General features: G+C 65.6%; 21 protein-coding genes and 1 pseudogene. 8 read left to right on the forward strand and 14 right to left on the reverse strand.

Annotated elements, in window-relative coordinates:
- Together CG471_RS02495 and CG471_RS02500 are read right to left on the reverse strand one after the other, a co-directional pair.
- A pseudogene (locus tag CG471_RS02495) lies at window positions 1-202 on the reverse strand (acid phosphatase); the annotation flags it as partial.
- 102 nt (window positions 203-304) lie between these two features.
- The gene (locus CG471_RS02500; RefSeq protein ID WP_063976518.1) at window positions 305-931 is read right to left on the reverse strand and encodes a TetR/AcrR family transcriptional regulator; all 627 of its coding nucleotides are present in this window, start codon (window positions 929-931) and stop codon (window positions 305-307) included.
- Between the two features lie 174 nt (window positions 932-1,105).
- Between CG471_RS02500 and CG471_RS02505 the strand changes: the two genes are divergently transcribed.
- Window positions 1,106-3,463, forward strand: a complete 2,358-nt coding sequence (locus CG471_RS02505) for a TonB-dependent receptor (protein ID WP_099230412.1) — start codon at window positions 1,106-1,108, stop codon at window positions 3,461-3,463.
- 103 nt (window positions 3,464-3,566) lie between these two features.
- Complete coding sequence (locus tag CG471_RS02510; RefSeq protein ID WP_099230414.1) at window positions 3,567-4,814, forward strand: MFS transporter; 1,248 nt, start codon at window positions 3,567-3,569, stop codon at window positions 4,812-4,814.
- A gap of 44 nt (window positions 4,815-4,858) precedes the next feature.
- Here CG471_RS02510 and CG471_RS02515 read toward each other — a convergent pair whose 3' ends face one another.
- Together CG471_RS02515 and CG471_RS02520 are read right to left on the reverse strand one after the other, a co-directional pair.
- The gene (locus CG471_RS02515) at window positions 4,859-6,436 is read right to left on the reverse strand and encodes a peptide chain release factor 3 (RefSeq protein ID WP_099230416.1); all 1,578 of its coding nucleotides are present in this window, start codon (window positions 6,434-6,436) and stop codon (window positions 4,859-4,861) included.
- A gap of 44 nt (window positions 6,437-6,480) precedes the next feature.
- Entirely contained in the window at window positions 6,481-7,374 is an 894-nt protein-coding gene (locus tag CG471_RS02520) for an aldose 1-epimerase family protein (RefSeq protein ID WP_099230521.1), read from the reverse strand.
- A gap of 197 nt (window positions 7,375-7,571) precedes the next feature.
- Between CG471_RS02520 and CG471_RS02525 the strand changes: the two genes are divergently transcribed.
- Window positions 7,572-8,066: a hypothetical protein gene (locus tag CG471_RS02525; RefSeq protein ID WP_004208924.1), complete on the forward strand. Its 495-nt coding sequence runs from the start codon at window positions 7,572-7,574 to the stop codon at window positions 8,064-8,066.
- Here CG471_RS02525 and CG471_RS02530 read toward each other — a convergent pair.
- The 7 genes from CG471_RS02530 to rpmI form a co-directional block, all read right to left on the reverse strand.
- Window positions 8,056-8,760, reverse strand: coding sequence for a DUF4386 domain-containing protein (locus tag CG471_RS02530; RefSeq protein ID WP_099230418.1), 705 nt, complete (start codon window positions 8,758-8,760; stop codon window positions 8,056-8,058). The two genes, CG471_RS02525 and CG471_RS02530, sit on opposite strands and share 11 nt — an antisense overlap.
- Window positions 8,761-8,777: 17 nt before the next feature.
- Entirely contained in the window at window positions 8,778-11,195 is a 2,418-nt protein-coding gene (gene pheT / locus CG471_RS02535; RefSeq protein WP_099230420.1) for a phenylalanine--tRNA ligase subunit beta, read from the reverse strand.
- On the reverse strand, window positions 11,192-12,283 hold the full coding sequence (pheS, locus tag CG471_RS02540) for a phenylalanine--tRNA ligase subunit alpha (RefSeq protein WP_004208920.1): 1,092 nt from the start codon (window positions 12,281-12,283) through the stop codon (window positions 11,192-11,194). The genes pheT and pheS overlap by 4 nt, the downstream gene beginning before the upstream one ends.
- A 66-nt stretch (window positions 12,284-12,349) precedes the next feature.
- On the reverse strand, window positions 12,350-12,667 hold the full coding sequence (locus CG471_RS02545) for a GIY-YIG nuclease family protein (RefSeq protein ID WP_099230422.1): 318 nt from the start codon (window positions 12,665-12,667) through the stop codon (window positions 12,350-12,352).
- Window positions 12,668-12,719: 52 nt separating this feature from the next.
- Window positions 12,720-13,340, reverse strand: a complete 621-nt coding sequence (locus CG471_RS02550) for a LysE family translocator (RefSeq protein ID WP_004208918.1) — start codon at window positions 13,338-13,340, stop codon at window positions 12,720-12,722.
- A 189-nt stretch (window positions 13,341-13,529) separates the two neighbouring features.
- Window positions 13,530-13,892 (reverse strand): 50S ribosomal protein L20, encoded by a 363-nt coding sequence (gene rplT, locus CG471_RS02555; protein WP_004208917.1) that lies wholly within the window; start codon window positions 13,890-13,892, stop codon window positions 13,530-13,532.
- A 13-nt stretch (window positions 13,893-13,905) separates the two neighbouring features.
- Window positions 13,906-14,109, reverse strand: coding sequence for a 50S ribosomal protein L35 (gene rpmI, locus CG471_RS02560; protein ID WP_004208916.1), 204 nt, complete (start codon window positions 14,107-14,109; stop codon window positions 13,906-13,908).
- A gap of 159 nt (window positions 14,110-14,268) precedes the next feature.
- On the opposite strand from rpmI, the gene CG471_RS02565 reads away from it, so the two are divergent.
- The 3 genes from CG471_RS02565 (at window position 14,269) to CG471_RS02575 (ending at window position 17,455) form a co-directional block, all read left to right on the forward strand.
- Entirely contained in the window at window positions 14,269-16,431 is a 2,163-nt protein-coding gene (locus CG471_RS02565; protein WP_099230424.1) for an AsmA family protein, read from the forward strand.
- Between the two features lie 69 nt (window positions 16,432-16,500).
- Window positions 16,501-16,914, forward strand: coding sequence for a glyoxalase/bleomycin resistance/extradiol dioxygenase family protein (locus CG471_RS02570; RefSeq protein WP_099230426.1), 414 nt, complete (start codon window positions 16,501-16,503; stop codon window positions 16,912-16,914).
- Window positions 16,915-16,918: 4 nt separating this feature from the next.
- On the forward strand, window positions 16,919-17,455 hold the full coding sequence (locus CG471_RS02575; RefSeq protein ID WP_099230428.1) for an O-acetyl-ADP-ribose deacetylase: 537 nt from the start codon (window positions 16,919-16,921) through the stop codon (window positions 17,453-17,455).
- A 99-nt stretch (window positions 17,456-17,554) separates the two neighbouring features.
- On the opposite strand, the gene CG471_RS02580 is transcribed toward CG471_RS02575, so the two are convergent.
- The 3 genes from CG471_RS02580 to CG471_RS02590 all read right to left on the reverse strand — a co-directional run bounded on the left by CG471_RS02580 (window position 17,555) and on the right by CG471_RS02590 (window position 18,862).
- Entirely contained in the window at window positions 17,555-17,746 is a 192-nt protein-coding gene (locus CG471_RS02580) for a helix-turn-helix transcriptional regulator (protein WP_004208912.1), read from the reverse strand.
- Window positions 17,743-18,330 (reverse strand): hypothetical protein, encoded by a 588-nt coding sequence (locus CG471_RS02585; RefSeq protein ID WP_099230430.1) that lies wholly within the window; start codon window positions 18,328-18,330, stop codon window positions 17,743-17,745. Before CG471_RS02585 ends, CG471_RS02580 begins: the two co-directional genes overlap by 4 nt.
- Window positions 18,331-18,424: 94 nt before the next feature.
- The gene (locus tag CG471_RS02590; protein ID WP_099230432.1) at window positions 18,425-18,862 is read right to left on the reverse strand and encodes a biopolymer transporter ExbD; all 438 of its coding nucleotides are present in this window, start codon (window positions 18,860-18,862) and stop codon (window positions 18,425-18,427) included.
- 170 nt (window positions 18,863-19,032) lie between these two features.
- Here CG471_RS02590 and thrS point away from each other — a divergent pair, with 170 nt between their 5' ends.
- The gene (thrS, locus tag CG471_RS02595) at window positions 19,033-21,015 is read left to right on the forward strand and encodes a threonine--tRNA ligase (protein ID WP_099230434.1); all 1,983 of its coding nucleotides are present in this window, start codon (window positions 19,033-19,035) and stop codon (window positions 21,013-21,015) included.
- A 100-nt stretch (window positions 21,016-21,115) separates the two neighbouring features.
- Window positions 21,116-22,600, forward strand: coding sequence for a peroxidase (locus CG471_RS02600; RefSeq protein WP_099230436.1), 1,485 nt, complete (start codon window positions 21,116-21,118; stop codon window positions 22,598-22,600).
- Window positions 22,601-22,808: the final 208 nt, after the last annotated feature.

The raw sequence follows: 22,808 nt of genomic DNA on the forward strand, positions 1-22,808 counted from the left end.
GCAGCAGGGTCAGGCTGTTGGGCAGGGCGGCGGGGTCGAGATAGCCGCGCGGGAAGGGGATGGCCTTGGTCAGTTGCCCGACCGCCTCGATCGTGGTCGGCGGCACCGGGGCGCTGGCCGACGGCGGCGTGGCGGTGGTCGCACAGCCGCTGACCAGCAGGATCGATGCCAGAAGGAATGTCTGTTTATGGAGTGTGCGCATCGCCTGTCCGCCTTTTGCTTTGGGGCCTGACGCCCGGCCCTATCAGCAGGGGCAGGGCGCGACCATCGGTGCTTGTCCCGATAGGCGGCAGCGGTCCAACCCTCAAGCGCGCTTGCCGATCCCCTTCTCGATCAACGCGTTGGCGATGTCAGCAATCTCCTGCGCGGGGCGGCTGTCGTCCCACACGCCATAGCGCAGCCCCAGGAACACATTCATCCCCATGATCGCCCAGGCATGGACCTCTTCCACGTCCGCGCGCACGTCGCCCTGCTGCGCGGCCTTCTTCAGGCGCGCGGCCATGCGGGTGGCGGTATTCTCATAATGGGCGCGATAGGCGGCCTGGTCGACGAACTCGGCCTCGTCGATGATGCGGTAGATTTCCTTGTGGGCGCGGGCGAACTCCAGGAAGCTCAGCAGGCCGATCCGCTCCGCCTCGATCCCGTCACGGGCATCGGCGATGCGGGGCGAGACATAGTCGCGCACCTGGCCCGACATGTCGTTGACCAGCGCGCGGAAAATGTCGTCCTTGCTGTCGAAATAGGTGTAGAAACTGCCCAGCGCGCAGCCGGCCCGGCGGGTGATGCCGCTGATCGACCCGTCGTGAAATCCCTTTTCGCCAAACTCCTCGGCCGCCGCCGACAGCAGCGCGCGCAGCGTGCGTTCGCCCCGCGCGGTGCGCGGCGCCTTGTCATCGCGTCTCTCATCCCGTGGGGAAGCCGGATCGGTCATGCTCTCTCCCTCTGCCTGCCAATATGCGTCTTTTCAACGCTTTGTGGACGTCTGGCGGCCTTGTTCGCCGTCCCTCATATTTGAAGTTGAAAGCTGGTTCAACTTTCATTATTCAAAGGGCAAGCAGATTGGCTACCCGGATGACCGGGGGCCGCTTCAGGAGAGGAAACGCCGATGAAGGCCCATCACAGCATTCGTGCCCTTGCCCTCGCATCCGCCGCCTGGACCGGCGCGATGGCATTCCCCGCCTTCGCGCAGGACGCGTCGGCGCCCGCCGCCGACACCGAAGAGGCCGGGATCATCGTCACCGCCCGTCGCCGCGAGGAAACGCTGGTGTCGGTGCCGATCGCGGTCAGCGCCTTCTCTGGCGCCGATCTGGAACGGGGCGGAGCGATCGACATCAGCGACCTCGCTAATGTCACCCCCAACACCACGCTGGAGGCGTCGCGCGGCACCAATTCGACGCTGACCGCCTTCATCCGCGGCGTCGGCCAGCAGGATCCGGTTTCCGGCTTCGAACAGGGCGTCGGCATCTATCTCGACGATGTCTATCTCAACCGGCCGCAGGGCGCGCTGCTCGACATCTATGATGTCGAACGGATCGAGGTGCTGCGCGGGCCGCAGGGCACGCTCTATGGCCGCAATACGATCGGCGGCGCGGTCAAATATGTCACGAAGATGCTGCCGCAGGACTTCTCGCTCAAGCTCAAGGGCAGCTATGGCAGCTATGATCAGGCCGATGGCATCATCAGCGTGTCGGCGCCGATCGGCGACCTGATGCGCGTCGGTGGCGCCTTTGCCCGCCTGTCGCGCGGCGGCTTCGGCAAGAATCTCACCACCGGGCAGGACAATTATAACAAGGATATCTGGGCCGGCCGCGCCACCTTCGAAATGGGCGGCTATGGCGCCCCGGTGCTGATGCGCATCACCGGCGACTATACCAAGGATAACAGCAACCCGCGTGGCGGCCACCGTCTGATTCCGGGCCAGGCATCGGGCGCGCCGGTGCTGAACGATGTGTTCGACACCCGCGGTGGACTGGTCGACCCCAAGCAATATGTGAAGTCCTACGGCCTCTCGATGAACCTGACGGCGGAACTCAATGACGCGGTGACGCTGCGCTCGATCAGCGCCTGGCGCAAGGATGACAGCGCCTCGCCAATCGATTTCGACGCGCTCCCCGCCGTCGATGTCGACGTGCCGGCCTATTACAAGAATGAACAGCTCAGCCAGGAATTCCAGCTGCTCTACGACAAGGGCCGGCTACACGGCATGGTCGGCTTCTATTATCTCGATGCCAGCGCCGACACCCAGTTCGACACCCGTATCTTCACCACCGTGGCAGGGCTGACCGCCTTCACCCAGGCCAATGTCGATACCGAAACCTATGCGGTGTTCGGCGACATGAGCTTCGACCTGACCGATCAGCTCAGCCTGTCGGCCGGTGGCCGCTACACCTGGGACACGCGCCGGGCCAATATCCTGCGGCAAAGCTATCTGGGCGGCGGCTCGCCGGTGTTCGACGGGGCGGGCATTCCCTTCGGTGCGCCCAGTACCAATTTCCGGGGCGAGCGCGAGTTCAAGAAATTCACGCCGCGCTTCTCGGTCAGCTACAAGCCGACCGCCGATCACAATATCTATGCCAGCTATTCCAAGGGCTTCAAGGGCGGCGGCTTCGACCCGCGCGGGGTCGGCACCAACGCGCCCGACCTCAATGGCGACGGCATTCGCCAGGACAGCGAAATCGCCTCCTTCCTCAGCTTCGCGCCCGAACAGGTCGACAGCTATGAAGTCGGCTATAAGGGCAATCTGATGGACGGCGCCCTCTATGTTGCGGTCGCCGGCTTCTATGCCGATTACAAGGATGTGCAGATTCCCGGCTCGGTCGCCTGCACCGTCAATGTCGGCGGCGTGGCGACGCCCTCCTTCTGCGGTGTCGTGTCCAACGCCGGCAAGGCGCGCTTCAAGGGGCTGGAGTTCGAAAGCAACGCCCGCCTTGGCCGCGACATCTTCAGCGGCGGCGACCGTCTGAACCTGCAGACCGCGATCGGCTTCATCGATGCCGATTATCGCGAATATATCGCCAATATCGCCAGCGTGCCGACCGACGTCGCCGACTATCGCCGGGTCCAGAACACGCCGAAATGGACCGCCAGCGGCACGCTCAGCTACAATCTCCCGGTGGGGGATGGCAGCCTCTATTTCGGCAGCACCGTCTCCTGGCGCTCCAAGACCTATCAGTTCGAAATCCCCAACCCCTATATCGATCAGAAGGGCTATGCGCTGTGGGATGCGAGCCTGGTCTATACCGCGCCCAGCGATCGCTGGAGCATCGGCGTCCATGGCAAGAACCTGCTCGACAAGGAATATAAGACCTCGGGCTATACCTTCGTCGCGGCCAATCCGGTGACCGGCGCGATCATCAACAATGCGGCCGGCTATCCCACCCCCTCGCTGGGCAAGGAAGGCACGCTGACTGCCTTCTACGGCAACCCGCGCCAGGTGTTCGTGACCGGTTCGGTCAAGTTCTGATCCAAAGGCCGTCATTGCGAGCGGAGCGAAGCAATCCATGGGCGCTGTGTGGATTGCTTCGCTTCGATCGCAATGACGTATGAAATCGGTCTAGGAAGCGCAGATGAAGCCCCAAACCTCCCCCGCCTATCGCGGCGTCGTGCTGGCGATGCTGCTGCTGGTCTATACCTTCAACTTCCTCGACCGGCAGATTCTGGGCATCCTCGCCGGGCCGATCAAGGCGGAGCTGGGGCTGACCGATACCCAGCTTGGCGCGCTGGGCGGCATCGCCTTCGCGCTGCTCTATTCGACGCTGGCGATCCCGCTGGCGCTGCTCGCCGACCGGACCAGCCGCACCTGGGTCATCACCGTCAGCCTTGCCATCTGGAGCGGCTTCACCGCGCTCTGCGGCATGGCCGGCAATTTCATGCAGATGTTCCTGTTCCGCATCGGCGTCGGCGTGGGGGAGGCGGGCGGCGTCGCGCCTTCCTACGCCGTCATCTCCGACTATTTCCCGCAGCATCAGCGCGCCCGCGCCCTCTCCATCTATTCGCTCGGCATTCCGCTGGGTTCGGCCGGCGGCGTGCTGCTGGGCGGCTATATCGCCCAGACCGTCGAATGGCGCACCGCCTTCATCGCGGTCGGCATCATGGGTATCCTCATCGCGCCGATCTTCCGCCTGGTGGTGCGCGAACCGGCCCGCCCGGTGCAGTCGGGCACGCCCGTCCCGGTCAGCGCCGTTTTCGGCATCCTCGCGGCCAAGCGCAGCTTCTGGTTCCTGGCATTGGGCGCGGCGAGCAGCTCGATGTGCGGCTATGGCGTCGCCTTCTGGCTGCCCAGCCTGTTGATGCGCAGCTTCGGCCTCGACCTGCTGGGCGCCGGCCAGTTCCTTGGCGGGCTGCTGCTGCTGGGCGGGGTTGCGGGCGTGCTGCTCGGCGGCTTCCTGGGCGACGCCATGGGCAATCGGGACAAGGCCTGGTTCGCCTGGGTGCCGGCGATCAGCTATGTGATCGGCATGCCCTTGTTCGTGGTCGGCGTGCTGTCGTCCAGCGTATCCTTCGCCTTCGCCCTGTTCCTGATCCCGCAGGCCTTGGTCTATGTCTGGCTCGGCCCGGTGCTGACCGCCGTGCAGCACCTGGTCCCGCCGCATATGCGCGCCAGCGCCTCGGCGACCTTCCTGCTGATCAACAATCTGGTGGGCCTTGGCCTTGGCAGCTGGAGCGTCGGCGCCCTGTCCGATGCGCTGACCCCGACCTATGGCAATGAAGCGCTGCGCTACGCCATCGTCGCGGCGCTCGGCTTCTACCTGCTCGCCGGCCTGTTCATGGCGCTCGCTGGCAAGGCGCTGCGCAAGGATTGGGTGACGGCCTGACCCATGAAGTGATAGGGCATGGCCCTGTCACTTTCGCTGTCGGCTTAGCGCTCCTTGGTGGCGCTGAACTTCACCTTGGGATGGCGCTCCTGCTGATAGCCGATGTCCCAGGCGCTGCGCGCCATGAACACCAGATTGCCGTCGCGGTCCTTGGCCATGTTGGCGCCATTATAGGCGACCAGATCCTTGATCGCCTGATCGTCGCCGCTGATCCAGCGGGCCGTGTCGAAGGGTGAGGGCTCCAGCACCGCCGCGACCTTATATTCCGCCTCCAGCCGGCTGATCAGCACTTCCAGCTGCAGCTGGCCGACCACGCCGACGATCCAGTTGCTGCCGATCTCGGGATAGAAGACCTGGATCACGCCCTCTTCGGACAGGTCATCCAACGCCTTGCGCAACTGCTTGGTCTTGGTCGGGTCTTTCAGCTGGACGCGGCGCAGGATTTCCGGCGCGAAATTGGGCAGGCCGGTGAAGCGCAGGCCCGGCTTCTCGCTCAGCGTGTCGCCCACGCGCAGCGCGCCATGGTTGGGGATGCCGATGATGTCGCCGGGGAAGGCCTCGTCCGCCAGTTCGCGGTCCTGCGCGAAGAACAGGATCGGCGAATGGACGGCCAGCGCCTTGCCGCTGCCCGACGGGGTCAGCTTCATGCCGCGGCGGAACTTGCCCGACACCAGCCGCATGAAGGCGATCCGGTCGCGGTGCATCGGGTCCATGTTCGCCTGCACCTTGAAGATGAAGCCGGTAACTTCGCTGCCCTCGGGCTCGACCGGGGCCGGCTCGGCCGGCTGCGCGCGCGGCGGCGGCGCATGGGCCGACAGCGCGTCGATCAGCTCGGTCACGCCGAACAGCTTGAGCGCCGATCCGAAATAGACCGGGGTCAGGTCGCCATGGCGATAGCGTTCCAGGTCGAACTCGGCATAGCCGCCCTGGGCCAGCTCGGCCTCCTCGCGCAGCTTTTCCAGACCGCGCTCGGACAGATAATCGGCGAGCTTCGGATCATCCAGGCCGCTGAACTGGTGGCGGGTGCCGTCAAATTCCTTGGACGGGCCGGTGGGCTGCATCAGCAGGTTGGTGGCGAAGTCGTAGATACCCTCGAACTCGCCGCCCATGCCGACCGACCAGCTCATCGGGCAGACATCGAGCTGCAACTGGTCCGCCACCTCGTCGAGCAGGCCGAACAGTTCACGGCCCTCGCGGTCGACCTTGTTGACGAAGGTGATGATCGGCACGTTGCGCAGGCGGCAGACCTCGAACAGCTTGCGCGTCTGCGGCTCGATGCCCTTGGCCGCGTCGATCACCATCACCGCCGAGTCCACGGCGGTCAGGGTGCGATAGGTATCCTCGCTGAAATCCTCGTGGCCGGGCGTATCGAGCAGGTTGAAGGTGATGGTCTCGCCATCGCGCGTCCGCTCGAACGTCATCACCGAGGATGTGACGGAAATGCCGCGCTGCTGCTCGATCTTCATCCAGTCCGACCGGGCGCGCCGGTTCGCGCCGCGCGCCTTGACCTCGCCGGCCAAGTGAATCGCGCCGCCTTCCAGCAGCAGCTTTTCGGTCAGCGTGGTCTTACCGGCGTCCGGGTGGGAAATGATCGCGAAGGTGCGGCGGGATGGGATGCTCATGGGGCGCCCATATAGGGATTTTTGCGCCCAAAGCGAGTCGCGCGTTAGGCGTCGCCGTCAGCCCCGACCAGCGTCACGTCCATGCGGAAGGATCGGCTATCGCCCGGCAGCAGGGTCATGACACCCTGCTTGTCCCAGACATCGCCGGTAAAGCCGACCGGGTCGGCCATGCCGGCCCAGGGTTCGACGCACAGATAATGGGCACCCGGCTTCTGCCACAGGCCGAGCCAGGGCGTGTCGGGGAAATCGATCTTCAGGTGCGGCTTGCCGGGCACGCCCCAGGTCAGCGATCGACTGGCGAGATCGTCCCAGATAAGGGCATCGCCGGCGAACATGGCATGGGTCGGCGCCAGCTCATGGCCCTCGACCGGCGAGGGCACGCTCTCCAGCGCAATCAGCCCCGGCTCGCTGCCGACCTTGCGGATCGGCGCGGGTTCGGCCTGCGCGAACAGGATGCGATGGTCCTCGACGCTGCCGCCATAGGGCAAAGGCCAGGCGAAGGCGGGGTGATAGCCAAAGCAGAAGGGCATTGCCGTCTCGCCCCGGTTCATGACGGTGGCGGTCATGCGCAGGCTTGGCCCCTCCAGCACGAAGCCCATGTCGAGGCGGAAATCGAACGGATAGACGGTGCGCGTCTCCCGGTCCGCCTCCAGCCGGAACAAAGCGGCTTCCTCGTTGCGATGGACCAGGGTGAAGGGGCTGGTCCGGGCAAAGCCATGCTGGCCGATCGGATAGTCGACATCGTTCAGCCGATAGACGTCGCCGCGCGACCGGCCGACGAACGGGAACAGCAGGGGGGCATGGCCGGTCCACCATTGCGGGTCGGCATCGGTCATCAGTTCGCGGCCCTGCGCATCGGTCAGCGACCAGAGTTCGGCGCCCAGCGGCGATATGCTGGCGGACAGATTGTCGGAGGCGATGGCGATGCGGTCGTTCATGGCGAAACACTCCTGTTTGCCCAGCGGCATAGAGCCGGATCGTCATCTGTGGAAGCGCCTTGGGCTTCCACAGATGACGTGAATCAGGCTTTATTCCAAGGTCCGATGCGGCAAATCCCGACTGTCTCGCCCGCCGCGCAATCGTTACGTTGCGGAACCGACATGGGGGCTGGCGGGTTGAGCCAGCGGGAGGACCAATGATGAAAATTGCCGTATCGACCGCCACCATCCTGCTGCTGCTCGGCACGTCGGCGCTTGCCCAGGAACAGGGCAAGAAGAGGGACGACACACTCGACAAGGCGGGCGAAATCGCGTCCCAGCCGGCTCGCGATGTCGGCATCGAAAAGACGCAGGTGCCGCCGATCCTCGTCGCGGCCGAGGAAAATCCCTATGCTGCGCCATCGGGCAAGACCTGCAAGGCGCTGAATGGCGACATGGCGGCGCTCAACAAGGTACTTGGTCCCGATTTCACCATCGGCCGCGAAGCCAATGAGGATCGCACCAGCAAGATCGCCGAGGGTGTGGGCAAGTCGCTGGTCAATTCGCTGATCCCCTTCCGCGGCGTGGTGCGGGAAATCAGCGGCGCCGCCCCGGCGGAACGTCGACTGCGCGCCGCCATCGCCGCCGGTCTCGCCCGGCGCGGCTATCTGCGCGGCATGGCATCGGCCAAGGGCTGCAAGATTACGGGCTGATTTCCGGCGCCGCCGGGCGCGGCGCCCCGAACAGTAGCAGCCAGATGGCGAAGGCGCCTTCGCCCAGCAGCGGCACGAAATCGAGCTGGCCGGGGATCGCCTCGCCGATTGCCGGCGACAGCAGCGCCAGGCTGCGCGCGACCAGATGGACCGCGCCGCCCGCCATCAGCAGCGCACCGACCGCCACGGGCAACCGCCGCGATCGGATCGCCAGCCAGCCGGTCAGCAGGCAATAGATGCCGAAGAAGATGAGGCTGATGCCGTAGAGATCATTGTGGAGGCTGAGGCTGATCCGCACCAGCGACTGCACCTCCGCCATCGGAATGCCGGGATGCGGCGCGCCATCGATCAGCGCAAGCGGCAGCAGATGGAGCAGGCTGTTGCCCGCCAGCACGGCAATGCCGGTCAGGCTGAACAGGGCGGCGGTGCGGGCCAGCACCCGCCCGGTCGGCGCGAACAGGCCATAGAGCAGGGCGGTGACCGCCAGATAGCAGCAGAGCATGGCGACATCGCTCGCCCCGCCGGCGCGATAGAGCCAGGGATAGTCGGCGATGTTGCGCATCGTCTCGCGCCCGTTGCCCGGCACGACCAGGGCCGCGCGCACCACCGCTTCGGCAAACATGCCGCAGCCAATGGTGCCTAGGTAGAAGAGGCCGGCGAGGCGGGCCTGAAGTCGTTCAGCCTTCCCGTCCATCGCCGGCCTTTCCTGTCTTAGCCGCGCAGGCTCGCGCCCAGCTTCTGGGCGGCTTTGACCACGGCGGCGCTGATCGCGTCCAGCTCTTCCTGGGCGAAGCTCTTCTCGCCCGGCTGCAGCGTGATTTCTACCGCCAGCGACTTGTGGCCTTCATCCACGCCGGGGCCGGTGAAGACGTCGAACAGACGCGCGTCGATGATCGCCTTCTTGTCCGCACCCTTGACCGCGCGCACCAGCGCATCGGCCTCGACCGCTTCCGGCACCAGGAAGGCGAAGTCGCGCTTCACCGCCTGCAACGCCGGCGGGGCGTAAGGCGCGCGCATGAAGCCGCTCTTGCGCTTGGCTGGAATGGCATCAAGGAAGATCTCGCCCGCAACCACGGTGCCCGACAGGCCGAACTGCTTGGCGAGGCTCGGGTGCAGCACGCCATATTCGGCCAGCACCACCTTGGGGCCAAGGCGCAGCGTGCCCGACTGGCCGGGATGATAGGCGGCCGAAGCCTCGCCCATGCTCTGCAGATTGCCGACCGGCGCGCCGGCGGCCGCCAGCAATGCGATCACTTCGCCCTTGGCGTCGAACGCGTCGAAGGACTGGGCCTTGCCGCTCTGCCAGCCGCGCGCGACCTTCTCGCCAGCCAGCACGAAGCCGACCGTGGCGCGCTCGCCCTGCTTGAAATAGCGCCGGCCCAGCTCAAACAGCCGGATCGACGTGGCGCTGCGATCGACATTGCGCTTGGTCGCGGACAGCAGGCCGGGCAGCAGCGAAGGCCGCATGACCTTCAAATCTTCGGAGATCGGATTGGCCAGCGTCCAGTCGCCACCGCCAACGCTCGCGGCTTCCTTCTCGGAAATGAAGGACCAGTTGATCGCTTCGGCGAGGCCCCGGGCGGCGGCGGTGCGGCGCACGCGGCGCTCGACCAGCTGCTCGGGCGTGGCGGTCGGACGGGCGACGCCCGGCACGCGCGGCAGCGGGGTGGACGGCACATGGTCCAGGCCGACGATGCGCACCACTTCCTCGACAATGTCAGGCCAGCCATCGACGTCGCGGCGCCAGGTCGGCACGCTGATCGTCCAATGGCCCGGCACGCTCACCGGCACACCATCCTGATATTCGATGCCGCCGGCCTCGCCGCTGACGCCGAAGCCCAGGCTTTCCAGAATGCGCTTCTGCACGTCATGCGGCACATCGACGCCGGCCAGTGCCAGGCACTGGTCGGGTGCATAGGCGACCGTCTTGGGCGTCGCGGGCGGGGTGCCGGCGCGGGTCGCTTCCGATGCAGTGCCGCCGCACAGGGTCATGACCAGGCTGGTGGCGATCGACAGGCCATCGTCCAGGAAGGCGGGATCGACACCGCGCTCGAACCGGCCACGGGCGTCGCTGGTCAGCGCCAGCTTCTGGCCGGTCACCGCGATCCGCTCGGGCGTGAAATAGGCGCATTCGATCAGAACGTCGGTGGTGCCGTCCTGCGCGCCCGAATGTTCGCCGCCCATGATGCCGCCAATGTCATGCACGGCCTCGTCGTCGGCGATCACGGTCATCGTCTCGTCGATGGCATAGGTCTTGCCATTGAGCGCCAGCACTTCCTCGCCGGCCTTGCCCAGCCTCGCGACCAGCCCGCCCTTGAGCGTCGCCATGTCATAGACATGGAGCGGCCGGCCGAGGTCGATCATAATGTAGTTGGTGATGTCCACCAGCGCGCTGATCGGCTTCTGGCCGATTGCCTTCAGTCGGCGCGCCATCCATTCGGGCGAGGCGCCATTCGTCACGCCCTTGACCGATCGGGCGAAGAAGGCGGGGCAGCCGTCGACATCGTCGGTGCGCACGTCCGGACCCGGACCCACGCCGGCAATTTCCGGCACGATGATGGCGTTGAGCGTACCCAGGCCAGCGGCGGCGAGGTCGCGGGCGATGCCGCGCACGCCCATGCAGTCCTGGCGATTGGGCGTGATCGACACGTCGATGACCGGGTCGTTGAGGCCGGCCCAGTTCGCATAGACTTCACCCACCGGCGCGTCGGCGGCCAGTTCGATGATGCCGTCATGATCGTCACCCAGCTCCAGCTCGCGGGTGGAGCACATCATGCCGTTGGATTCGACGCCGCGAATGGCGGTCTTCTTGAGCACCATGCCGTTGACCGGCACCACCGCGCCTTCGACGCCGAACACGCCGATCAGGCCGGCGCGGGCATTGGGCGCGCCGCACACGACCTGCAGCGGGTTGCCGTCGCCATGGTCGACGCTCAGCACCTGCAGCTTGTCGGCCTGCGGGTGGCGCTCGGCGGTCAGGATCTTGGCGATCTTGAACGCGCCCAGCTTCTCTGCCGGGTTCTCCACATCCTCGACCTCCAGCCCGATGGCGTTCAGCGTCTTGAGGATGGTGGCCAGATCGGCATCGGTCTTGAGGTGCGTCTTGAGCCAGCTCAGGGTGAACTTCATGCGCCGACTCCTCCCGACAGCGTGGGCACGTCGAGTGCCGAGAATCCATAATGTTTCAGCCAGCGCAGATCGCCGTCGAAGAAGGCGCGCAGGTCGTTCATGCCATATTTCAGCATGGCGAGGCGATCGACGCCGGTGCCGAAGGCAAAGCCCTGCCATTCGTCGGGGTCAAGGCCGCACGCCTCGATCACGCGGCGATTGACCATGCCGCTGCCCAGCACTTCCAGCCAGCCGCCGCCCGGCGCATCGCCGTCGCCGCCGATCACCCGCTGGCCGTTGGTCAGCGTATAGCCGACATCGACCTCGACCGAGGGTTCGGTGAAGGGGAAATAGCTCGGGCGCAGGCGCAGGACGATATCCTCGCGCTCGAAGAAGGCCTTGAGGAAGGTCTCCAGCGTCCATTTGAGGTGACCCAGCGTGATGCCCTTGTCGATCACCAGCCCCTCGATCTGGTGGAACATCGGCGTGTGGGTCGCGTCGGAGTCGCTGCGATAGACGCGTCCGGGCGCGATGATGCGGATCGGCGGTTCCTGCGTCATCATGGTGCGGATCTGCACCGGCGACGTATGGGTGCGCAGCAGCATCTTCTTCTGCCCTTCCTCGTCCGGGAAGTAGAAGGTGTCGTGCATCGCGCGCGCCGGGTGCGTCTCGGGGATATTGAGCGCGGTGAAATTATGCCAGTCGTCCTCGATCTCCGGACCGGTCGCGACCGAGAAGCCGAGGTCCGCGAAGATTTCCGCCAGTTCGTCCATCACCTGGCTGACGGCATGGACGCTGCCCTGCGGCCCCAGATCGGCGGGCAGGGTCATGTCGACCTTTTCCGAGGCGAGGCGGGCGTCGAGCGCGGCCTGCTCCAGCGCGGCCTTGCGGTCGGCAATCGCGGCGGTCACGCTTTCGCGCAGATCCTGGATCGGCGGGCCCTTCTCCAGACGCTCCTCGGGCGACATGCCGCCCAGCGTCTTCAACAGGCCGGTGACGACCCCATTCTTGCCCAGCGCGCCAACGCGCAGCCCTTCCAGCGCGTCCAGCGTGTCGGCGGCCTCGATGTCGGCGATCAGGCCGGCTTTCAGTGCGCTAATTTCGGTCATGACTCTCTATCCATCAATCTCATCGTCATTCCCGCGAAAGCGGGAACCCATCTCCCGACCTCTCGATCAGTCGCGGGGTAAAGGCGCGAAGCCAAAGCCCAGCGCCAGATCGTCCCAATCGGGATTGCCGGCCTCGATCAGCTCAATCTTCCACTGCCTGTTCCATTTCTTGATCCGCTTTTCCCGCAGGATGGCGCTGTCCATGCTGTCATGTGGTTCAAACCAGACCAGGCGCTTGACGCCGTAGTCTTTCGTGAAGCCTTCGATCAAGCCGTTTCGATGCTCGTAGAGGCGCTTTATGAGATCGGATGTGACGCCGGTGTAGAGCGTGCCATTCTTGCGGCTGGCAAGAATGTAAACGGTGGGGTTGATCTCGCGCGTCATCGCATCTTCCGGAGATGGGTTCCCGCTTTCGCGGGAATGACGGAGTTGGGGGTTAAGCCCTGGCGCCCAGCAGTGCGCCGCCAAAGCCGATGAACATCAGGCCGGTGCCGCGGTTGAACAGTTTCTGCCGATTGGCGGGCGCCAGCCAGCGGGCGAGGCGCAGGCCGCCCAGCGCATAGACCGAATACCAGAAGCTCTCGATCACCACGAAGCTGACGATCAGGATCGCGAGTTGCAGCCAGAAGGGGCGGGCCAGGTCGATGAACTGGGGGAAGAGCGCGGCGGCGAAGATGATGAGCTTGGGGTTGGACAGGCCGGTCAGCAGCCCGGTCGCATAAAGTGCGCGGGCCGAGCGGACCGGGCCGGCATCGCTGCCGTCGGCGGACCCGACAGGCGCGCGCCAGGCCTTGATCCCCAGCCAGATGAGATAGGCGACGCCGGCATAGCGCAATATGTCGAACAAGCGCGGCGAGGCTTTCAGCAGCGCGCCAAGGCCCAGCGCGGAGGCGATCAGGCACAGCAGTACGGCGCTCATCAGCCCCGCCATCGTCACCAGCGCCTTGCGCGGCCCATGGGCGATGCTCTGCGTCATCACATGCAGCATGTTGGGGCCGGGCGTGGCCGAGATCAGGAAGACCGCCGTGACATACAACCACCAGAGATGCAGCGACATGGGATGGTTCCTCAAATGTCAGGCTGCCCCCTGAAATCCGTTCGGGCTGAGCCTGTCGAAGCCCCGCCAGAGCGCAGCGAAGGCACTTCGACTTCGCTCAGGACGAACGGGGTAAAACCGGAAAAACAAAAAGGGCGCCGAAGGCATCTGCCCCGGCGCCCCTTTTGACGATCTTGCGATCGATCAGCTTCAGGCTGCGGGCAGCGCAGCCTTGGCCTGGGCGATGATGGCGCTGAACGCCTCGCCTTCGTGCATCGCGATGTCGGCCAGGACCTTGCGGTCCAACTCGACGCCGGCCAGCTTCAGGCCGTGCATGAACTGCGAATAGGTCAGGCCTTCAGCGCGGACACCCGCGTTGATGCGCTGGATCCACAGGCCACGGAAGGTGCGCTTCTTGACCTTGCGGTCGCGATAAGCGTACTGGCCGGCCTTTTCGACAGCCTGGCGAGCGACGCGGATCGTGTTCTTGCGACGGCCATAATAGCCCTTCGCCTGAACCAAAATCCTCTTATGCTTCGCCTTGGTGGTTACACCACGTTTTACGCGTGCCATTGTCCTCTACTCCTTACTTCAGGCCGTAGGGTGCCCAGAGGCGGACGTGAGCCACGTCGGCATCGGACAGCACGGAAGTGCCACGGTTCTGGCGAATATACTTCGCGTTGTGCGAGATCAGGCGGTGACGCTTGCCAGCGACGCCGTGCTTGACCTTGCCGGAAGCGGTGAACTTGAAGCGCTTCTTCACACCGCTCTTGGTCTTGAGCTTGGGCATTTTCGTCTCCTTGTTTGGCGCGACGATTACAGACAGCCACGGCAGCCCTAGTTAGCCGGGCGGTCTCACTGAATATCGCGAAGGGCGGCCCATAGTCGGCCGCGCCCGCAAAAGCAAGCGATTCGGACCCAAAGCCACTATGCCTGCGTTGACCTCGCCATGGCCGATGTCGAACCTGTGCCGCCCAGCGCGTCCAAGCCCGCCCAGCCCGGTGGCGCGGCCGTCCATCTGCGCCGCGCGCGCGACCGCTGGCGCGCCCTGCCGCTGCCGGCGCGCATCCTGCTATGGATCATCGGCATCCTCTTCGCCCTGTGGCTGATTCTGTTCATCACCAAGGGGCGGTTCTTGAAAGGGCCGTTCGAGCGCATCCTGTCCGCACGGCTGGAACGGCAGGTGCAGGTCGGCGGCGACTTCCAGCTCTATTTCGCGCCGATCAGTATCAAGTTCCGGGCGGAGGGGATGCGGATCGCCAACCTGCCCTGGGCCAGTCGGCCCGACCTGTTTCGCGCCGACCTGATCGACACGCGCATTTCCCCGCTCAGCCTTCTCTTCGGCAGCAAATATCGTGTGCGCTGGCTGGAATTGCGCAATGCCGCGGTCGACTTCGAATGGTCGCGCGACCGGCAGCATAATACATGGACGCTGGGCGACCCCGACCGGAAGGGCGAGCCGATGACCCTGCCGCTTGTCCGCCGCGCGCTGCTCGCCGGCACGACGATGCGCTATCGCGATCCGGTGCTGATGCTGTCGACCGATATCGGCTTCGAGACGGTGAAGGCGCAGGATACCCGCTTTGCCAGCGACGTCCGCCTGTCCGGCACCGGCACGATGCGCGGCAAGCCCTTCACCCTGAAGGGCGGTCTGCTGTCGCCCAATGCCACCGTCACCGGCGGCAAGAACAGGCTGGCGCTGCGGGCGCAGGCGGGTGCGACCATGCTGGAGGTCGCCGGCCCGCCGGCCCGCGCGGCCGCGCTGGGGGGGCGGGATCCGCGCGGCGGTGCGCTGGGCCCCAATCTCAGCCATTTGTTCGATTTCCTGGGCGTCGCCATTCCCCGCCCCCGCCAGTATCGCTTCACCGCGGCCCTGACCAAGACGGGCGAGGAGTGGCGCTTCACGCATTTGAAGGGCCGGTTCGGCGAGTCCGACCTTGCCGGCCGCTTCACCGTGTCGTTGCCGAACAACCGCCTGCTGCTTGACGCTGATCTGGCGACGCAGCGGCTCGACATCATCGATGTCGGCCCCTTCATCGGCTATGATCCGCAACGGCTGGATGCGCAGGGCGGGGCGGGCGCGATCACGACCGTGCAGGGCACGCCGCGCCTGCTGCCCGACGCACCGCTGCGGATCGAGGCGATCCGCAATTTCGACGCCAATGTCCGCTACAGCGTGAAGACCATCCGCGCGCCCAACGTGCCGATCGCCAATGCCGCTATGACGCTGAAGCTCGACCATAGCCTGCTGACGCTCTCGCCTTTGACCTTCGACATGGCGGGCGGCCATGTTGCGTCGGACATAGAGATCAACGCCCGCAACCAGCCGGTGCGCACGAGCTATGACGTCCGCCTGGCGCCCACGCCGATGGGCACGCTGCTCGCCCGATGGGGCGTCGAGCAATCGGGCACGACCGGCATGGTCAAGGGGCGGATGCAGATGACGGGTCTGGGCGATACCGTCCATGACTCGCTCGCCACCGCCAATGGTCGCATTGCCGTCATCCTGCCGGCGGGCAGCATGTGGGCGCGCAACGTCCAGCTCTCCGAAATCGATGTCGGCACCTTCGTCACCAAGATGTTCGAGCAGAAGCTCAAGGACCCTGTGCAGATCAATTGCGGCCTCATTGCCTTCACCGTGCGCGACGGCGTGGCGGCGGCCGACCCGATCCTGATCGACACGCGCAAGAATGTGATGATCGGCCGGGGCGGCTTCTCGTTCAAAAATGAAAGCCTCGACCTCGCCTTCCGCGCCGACGGCAAGAAGATCAGCCTTCTGTCCGGCCAGTCGCCGGTCGGCATTGGCGGCTATTTCGCCCGGCCGTCGATCAATGTCATCAGCCCGGACCTGATCGCGCGCGGCGGCGCGGCGGCGGCGCTGGGCATTGTCGCCACGCCGATCGCCGCGACACTGGCCTTTGTCGATATCGGCGATGCCAAGGCAGCGGCCTGTGGTCCGGTGCTGGCCGGCGCCGATGCTGCCGCCCAGCGCACCCGTGGCGGCAAGCCGCGCGACGATGTCGGCCGCGGCACCACCGCAAAGGATGAAGCGGGCAAGGGCAGCAAGGCCGAGAAGAAGGCGCAGGACAAGAAGTTCCTCGGCATCTTCTGAACGACACGCGCCGGGCCTATCCTGCGCTCTGGCCGACTCGACCCATGAGTCGACGCGAAGGAGAGGATCATGAGCGACACGCCGTTCGTCCTGCCAGGGGTCACGCCCCATCTGACCATCGCCAACGGCAAGGCCGCCGACGCCATCGCCTTCTACACCGCTGCCTTCGGCGCCACCGAACAGAGCCGCCATCTGGAAGAGGATGGCACGCGCATCATGCACGCCCATCTGACGGTCAATGATGGCGGGCTGATGCTGAACGATCATTTTCCCGAAATGTGTGGCGGCGCCCCGGCGGAAAAGCCGGCGGCGGTCACGCTGCATCTGGAAGTGGACGATGCCGATCGCTGGTGGGACCGGGCGGTGGCCGCCGGCGCGGCAATCCGCTTCCCGATCGACAACCAGTTCTGGGGCGCCCGCTATGGCCAGCTCACCGATCCCTTCGGCCATGTCTGGTCGATCGGCGGGCCGATCAGGAATTGACGCGATGATGGTCGGGACGACGCGCTGGGACGTGGTGACGGGCGACATCACCCGTTGCGCGGTCGACGCGATCGTCAACGCCGCCAATAACAGCCTGCTCGGCGGCGGCGGCGTGGATGGCGCGATCCATCGCGCCGCCGGGCCGGAATTGCTGGAGGAATGTCGGGGCATCGGCTGCTGCCCGACCGGGGAGGCACGGATCACGCGCGGCTACCGGTTGCCGGCCCGCTACGTCATCCACGCCGTCGGCCCGGTCTGGCAGGGCGGCAATCAGGGCGAGCGCGACCTGCTCGCCAGCTGCTACAGCCACAGCCTGTCGCTCGCCCGCCACCACGGCCTGCGCGCGGTCGCCTTCCCGGCGATCTCGACCGGCGTCTATGGCTATCCCAGGGCGCAAGCCGCCAAGGTCGCCGCCCGCGCCGTGGCGGAAGCGCTGCGCCGCGATCCCGACACCTTCGACCATATCCTCTTCGTCTGCTTCGACGAAGAGAATCGCGCGCTCTACGACGCGGCCGTCAGGGATGCTGTCGCGGTGGATTAGAGTGTTTGGCTATCATTCCCTCTCTACGCTTCTGATTGCTGCCGGCCATAAGGCGCGGGATGGGCGCCATGGCATCTGCATGACGCCTGCGCCCCAGCCTCAGTCGCGCAGGAAGATATCCTCGATCTTCAGGCCGAACAGGTCGGCGATGCGGAAGGCGAGCGGGAGCGAGGGGTCATATTTGCCCGTCTCGATCGCGTTGACGCTCTGGCGCGAAATGCCGAGCTGGGCGGCGAGATCGCTCTGGTTCCAGTCGCGTTCCGCCCGCAAGATTTTGAGCCGGTTCTTCATGCGCGGCCGCCGGGCAGGATCGGCGCCAGCAACAGCCCCAGATTCCACAGGATGAAGGCGGCATAGGCAGGCGCATGGGGGGCAAGGCCCGATCCTTCGAGCAGGCCCCAGACGGTGGTGATCACCAGCATGAAACCGGCGGCGATCAGCGCGCGCCGGGCATGGACCATGCGCAGATATTCGTCGGCCTCCTCCACCAGCAGCCGGCCCATCGCCCAGATGAAGCCGATCAGCGGCGGTGCCGGCAGCAAGGCGACGAGCACGGCCCATACGCCCGCCGGATGCCATTCGCGCTGGATGGTGATGGCCGCGACCACGGTGACGATATTGGCGATCATCAGCGGCACGACCCGGCCGATATAGCGGGCAATCGCCGATCCCGGCGCGCCGCGCGCCAGCCGCATCGCTTCCCAGATCAGCCAGCCTAGTGCCAGCAGGCCCGGCACCATCAGCGGCAATTTGCCGTTGCCGCTGATGGTGAAGATATTGGCGGCGACGGCCGCGGCCACCATCAGCACTGTGAACAGCGCGGCGGCCGCGCAGATGCGCCAGGGAAAGGGGTGGATGGGTTCCGGGGCGATCATGACTCGTGCCTCCTGCTCTGAAAGGGTCAAGCGTCCTTTACAGAAGCAGGAAGCAATGAGTCAATGAACCTTTACATTTTATCGTGCATGCTTGTCAGAACTGGCCATAGCGCTCATTGCCGACAAAGCCGAGCTTGGTGACGCCGGAACGGCGGATGTCGGCCAGCGTCTGGTCGACCACCAGATAGCGGGCGGCGGCATCCGGCTGGAATTGCAGTTCCGGTTCAACCGGCATGGCGAGCGTCTGGGCGAGATAGCGGCGCAGTGTCAGGGCATCGACCGCATTGCCGTTCCAGCGGACCACGCCCGATGCGTCGATCGTCACCTTGTTCTTGATCGGATCGGGTTGGGGCAGGCTGGTATCGACCGGCGCCTGGGGCAGGTTGATGCCCACGCTGTGGGTCTGGATCGGGATGGTGATGATGAACATGATCAGCAGCACGAGCATGACGTCGATCAGCGGCGTCGTGTTCATCTCGCCCATCGGCGCTTCATCCTGTGCGCCACGGGATTTTGCAAAGCTCAAAGCCATAAGTCCCTCCTGTGCTGATAATGATATATCAGCACATAAGACATGCGCCCGTGGGTGACTCTTGGCAAGAGGGCTTCTATTGACAGGGCAGACCGCCCATTTATGGGGAAGGCGCGGCTTTTTGGGCCGCGCAACCTGAACATTTCACAGAAAGACCTCCCGTGTCCGCCATGCTCAAGATCACCCTGCCCGATGGTTCCGTGCGTGAAGTCGCGCCCGGCACTACTCCGGCGGACATTGCAGCGGCGATCGGGCCGGGCCTGGCCAAGGCGGCGATCGCCGCGAAGGTCGACGGCGAGCTGCGCGACATCATGCGCCCGCTGGAACAGGATTCGCAGCTGGCGCTGGTAACGGCGAAGGACGAGGCCGACGCGCTGGAACTGGCGCGCCACGATTTCGCCCATGTGCTGGCCGAAGCGGTGCAGGCACTGTTCCCCGGCACGCAGATCACCTTCGGCCCGGCGACCGACGACGGCTTCTATTATGACTTCGCGCCCAAGGATCGCCCCTTTACCGAGGAAGACCTGCCCGCGATCGAGGCGGAGATGCGCAAGATCATCGCCGCCAACAAGCCGCTGCGCCGCGAAGTGATCGCCCGCGACACGCTGATCGCCCAGTGGGAAGCCGCCGGCGAGACGTTCAAGGCGCAATGGGCCGCCGAACTGCCGCAGGGCGAGGAACTGACCGTCTATCATAGCGGCGACGGCTGGTACGACATGTGCCGCGGCCCGCATCTGGCCTCGACCGGCAAGCTGGACCCGGCCGCCTTCAAGCTGACCCGCGTGTCGGGCGCTTACTGGCGCGGCGACCAGAAGAATGCGATGCTGAGCCGCATCTATGGCACCGGCTGGCTCAACAAGAAGCAGCTCAACGAGCATCTGACGCGGCTGGAAGAAGCGGGCAAGCGCGACCATCGCAAGCTGGGCGCGGAGATGGACCTGTTCCACCTGCAGCAGGAAGCCCATGGCAGCGTCTTCTGGCACCCCAAGGGCTATCTGATCTGGCGCGAGCTGGAAGCCTATATGCGCCGTGCGATCGACGATGCCGGCTATCGCGAGGTCAAGACGCCGCAGGTGATGGACGCGCGCCAGTGGGAGCAGTCCGGCCATTGGGGCAAATATCGCGAGAATATGTTCGTCATCCCCGACGAAGTGCCGAATGTGGCGGACGAAGGCCCGCTGGTGTCGGACGATGTCGACTGGATGGCGCTCAAGCCGATGAACTGCCCGGCGCACATCCTGATCTTCAAGCAGGGGATCAAGAGCTATCGCGACCTGCCGCTGCGTTTCTATGAAAATGGCTGCTGCCACCGCAACGAGCCGCATGGCGCGCTGCACGGCCTGATGCGGGTGCGCCAGTTCACCCAGGACGACGCCCATATTTTCTGCCGCGAGGACCAGATCGTCGAGGAAGTGCGCGCCTTCTGCGCGCTGGCCGACCGGATCTACCGGGATTTCGGCTTCACCTACTCGATCAAGCTGGCGCTGCGCCCGGAAAAGCGCTTCGGCACCGAGGAAATGTGGGACAAGGCGGAAGAGGAACTGCGCAACGCGGTTGCCGCCGCTGGCCTCAACACGCCCGAATATGGCTGGGAAGAACTGCCCGGCGAAGGCGCCTTCTATGCGCCCAAGCTGGAATGGCACCTGACTGACGCGATCGGCCGCACCTGGCAGGTCGGCACGATCCAGTCGGACCGGGTGCTGCCCGAGCGACTGGACGCCAGCTACATCGCCGAGGATGGCGAGCGCCACCGGCCGGTGATGCTGCACCGCGCGATCTTCGGCAGCTATGAGCGGTTCATCGGCATCCTGATCGAACATTATGCCGGCAAGTTCCCGCTGTGGCTGGCGCCGGTGCAGGCGGTGGTCGCGACGATCGTGTCGGATGCGGACAATTATGCGCTGGACGTGGTCGAGAAGCTGCGCGCCGCCGGCATCCGCGCCGAGGCCGACGTGCGCAACGAGAAGATCAACTACAAGGTGCGCGAGCATTCGCTGGGCAAGGTGCCCAACCTGCTGGTCGTCGGCCGCCGCGAGGCGGAAGAAGGCACGGTGGCGCTGCGCGAACTGGGCAAGGATGGCCAGACCATGCTGTCGGTGAGCGAGTTGATCGCCCGGCTGGCGAAGGACGCACTGGCGCCCGATCTGGCCTGAACGACATGGGGAGATGGCACCGTTATGGAGCCATCTCCCCACCGGGCCTGACCCGCCCCTGATAGCATGGCGGCATCACCTGACCGGGGGGAGAGCCGCAATGCCGATCAACCTGTCCGAACCGCTGCGCTGGACCAGTGCCGACGCCGATGAAACCGCCCTGCTGGAAGATCTGCAGGGCAATATCCTCGATGGTCATGGGCGCAAGGCGACCTTGCACCTGATGCTGCGCTTCGGCGCGGATGCCGCCGCCGCGCGCGCGGCACTCCGCGCGCTGGAACCGCAGGTGACATCCGCCCTCACCCAGCTGGAAGCGGCCCGTGCCTATCGCAACACTGGCCAGTCGGGCGGCCCCTTTGTCGGCCTGCTCCTCTCCTCCTCCGGCTATGCGCGACTGGGCATCGCCGACCGCATGCCCGAAGGCCCGGTCGACGGCGCCTTTGCCAGCGGCATGCTCGCCCGCAGCGCCATTCTCAACGATCCCGCCGCCCCGGAGCTGGAAGCCGCCTATCAGGACCGCATCGACGCGATGATCCTGATCGGCGCCGATCCCGACGGGCCGGACCAGTGGACGTCACAGGCGGCGCAGGATCTGGCCGATATGATCATGAGCGGATTGGGCAGTGCCGTCAGCCTGATCACCGCCGAGAGCGGCCGGGCGATCTTCCGCAGCAACAGCGCGGGCGAGGCCGAGGGGATCGAGCATTTCGGCTATGTCGACGGGCGCAGCCAGCCGCTGCTGCTGCAGGAACTGGTCGATCGCGAGGCGGCCGGTGGCGGCATCGACCAGTGGAATGCCGCCTTCCCCCTGTCGCAGGTGCTGGTGCCCTATCCGGGATCGCCCGACACCGGCACCGCCTTCGGCAGCTATTTCGTCTTCCGCAAGCTGGAGCAACAGGTGAAGGCCTTCAAGGCGCGGGAAAAGGAACTGGGTGAGCAACTGGGGATCGGCGAACTGGCCGGCGCCTTCCTGGTCGGCCGGTTCGAGGATGGCACGCCGGTCACGCTGCAGGGCACGGAAGGGCTCGACCATCCGGTGCCGAACAATTTCAGCTATGCCGCCGACAGCGCCGGCGCCCGCTGTCCCTTCTTCGCCCATATCCGCAAGACCAATCCGCGCGGCGATGTCGGCCGGACATTGGTGCCGAACCCGCAGAGCGCAGCCGATTTCGATCGCATCCGCGAATTGGATGACGGCGAACGCCGCGTCATCATGGCCCGGCGCGGCATGCCCTATGGCACGCGCAATCAGGTGACCGACCCCAGCGACCAGCCGGAAGGGGGCGTGGGCCTCATGTTCATGGCGTTCCAGAGCAGCATCGAGGCGCAGTTCGAGTTCACCCAGAAAAGCTGGGCCAATTCGCCGCCCTTCGTCGCCCGCATCAATGGATCGCCCGGCGATCCGGTCGGCCGCGACCCGATCATCGGCCAGCGCGGCGGCGAAGCGGATGTAGTGCTGGCCGTGCCCAATGGCTGGAACGACGCAACCGCCGGCACGACGCCGGCCGGTCTGGCCGAATTTGTCGTCCACAAGGGCGGCGAATATTTCTTCGCGCCGGCCAAGAGCATGCTGCGCGCGTTGTGACGGCGCCCAGAGCCTGTTGGGAAAATCGCGAAAGGGCGTTTTCCAATATGGTTCCGACCCGCGCCCCCCGTCCAACCACCCGATACAATGTCATCCTGTCGGGTGGTTAGGCGCGCACGCGGGCGGGAGCCGGCTTTCTCAAACGGACTCTCAGCCCCTTGCAAAAAACCGCATTCACCCGATATAGTGGGTGCGGCAGCAATGCCAC

It is taken from the genome of Sphingobium sp. IP1 (assembly GCF_002708645.1).
GTDB classification, from domain to species: Bacteria; Pseudomonadota; Alphaproteobacteria; order Sphingomonadales; family Sphingomonadaceae; genus Sphingobium; species Sphingobium yanoikuyae.

Coding starts and splice junctions, on each gene's coding strand:
- CG471_RS02500 (WP_063976518.1), bottom strand. CDS start 931: ATGACCGATCCGGCTTCCCCACGGGATGAGAGACGCGATGACAAGGCG.
- CG471_RS02505 (WP_099230412.1), top strand. CDS start 1,106: ATGAAGGCCCATCACAGCATTCGTGCCCTTGCCCTCGCATCCGCCGCC.
- CG471_RS02510 (WP_099230414.1), top strand. CDS start 3,567: ATGAAGCCCCAAACCTCCCCCGCCTATCGCGGCGTCGTGCTGGCGATG.
- CG471_RS02515 (WP_099230416.1), bottom strand. CDS start 6,436: ATGAGCATCCCATCCCGCCGCACCTTCGCGATCATTTCCCACCCGGAC.
- CG471_RS02520 (WP_099230521.1), bottom strand. CDS start 7,374: ATGAACGACCGCATCGCCATCGCCTCCGACAATCTGTCCGCCAGCATA.
- CG471_RS02525 (WP_004208924.1), top strand. CDS start 7,572: ATGATGAAAATTGCCGTATCGACCGCCACCATCCTGCTGCTGCTCGGC.
- CG471_RS02530 (WP_099230418.1), bottom strand. CDS start 8,760: ATGGACGGGAAGGCTGAACGACTTCAGGCCCGCCTCGCCGGCCTCTTC.
- pheT (WP_099230420.1), bottom strand. CDS start 11,195: ATGAAGTTCACCCTGAGCTGGCTCAAGACGCACCTCAAGACCGATGCC.
- pheS (WP_004208920.1), bottom strand. CDS start 12,283: ATGACCGAAATTAGCGCACTGAAAGCCGGCCTGATCGCCGACATCGAG.
- CG471_RS02545 (WP_099230422.1), bottom strand. CDS start 12,667: ATGACGCGCGAGATCAACCCCACCGTTTACATTCTTGCCAGCCGCAAG.
- CG471_RS02550 (WP_004208918.1), bottom strand. CDS start 13,340: ATGTCGCTGCATCTCTGGTGGTTGTATGTCACGGCGGTCTTCCTGATC.
- rplT (WP_004208917.1), bottom strand. CDS start 13,892: ATGGCACGCGTAAAACGTGGTGTAACCACCAAGGCGAAGCATAAGAGG.
- rpmI (WP_004208916.1), bottom strand. CDS start 14,109: ATGCCCAAGCTCAAGACCAAGAGCGGTGTGAAGAAGCGCTTCAAGTTC.
- CG471_RS02565 (WP_099230424.1), top strand. CDS start 14,269: ATGGCCGATGTCGAACCTGTGCCGCCCAGCGCGTCCAAGCCCGCCCAG.
- CG471_RS02570 (WP_099230426.1), top strand. CDS start 16,501: ATGAGCGACACGCCGTTCGTCCTGCCAGGGGTCACGCCCCATCTGACC.
- CG471_RS02575 (WP_099230428.1), top strand. CDS start 16,919: ATGATGGTCGGGACGACGCGCTGGGACGTGGTGACGGGCGACATCACC.
- CG471_RS02580 (WP_004208912.1), bottom strand. CDS start 17,746: ATGAAGAACCGGCTCAAAATCTTGCGGGCGGAACGCGACTGGAACCAG.
- CG471_RS02585 (WP_099230430.1), bottom strand. CDS start 18,330: ATGATCGCCCCGGAACCCATCCACCCCTTTCCCTGGCGCATCTGCGCG.
- CG471_RS02590 (WP_099230432.1), bottom strand. CDS start 18,862: ATGGCTTTGAGCTTTGCAAAATCCCGTGGCGCACAGGATGAAGCGCCG.
- thrS (WP_099230434.1), top strand. CDS start 19,033: ATGCTCAAGATCACCCTGCCCGATGGTTCCGTGCGTGAAGTCGCGCCC.
- CG471_RS02600 (WP_099230436.1), top strand. CDS start 21,116: ATGCCGATCAACCTGTCCGAACCGCTGCGCTGGACCAGTGCCGACGCC.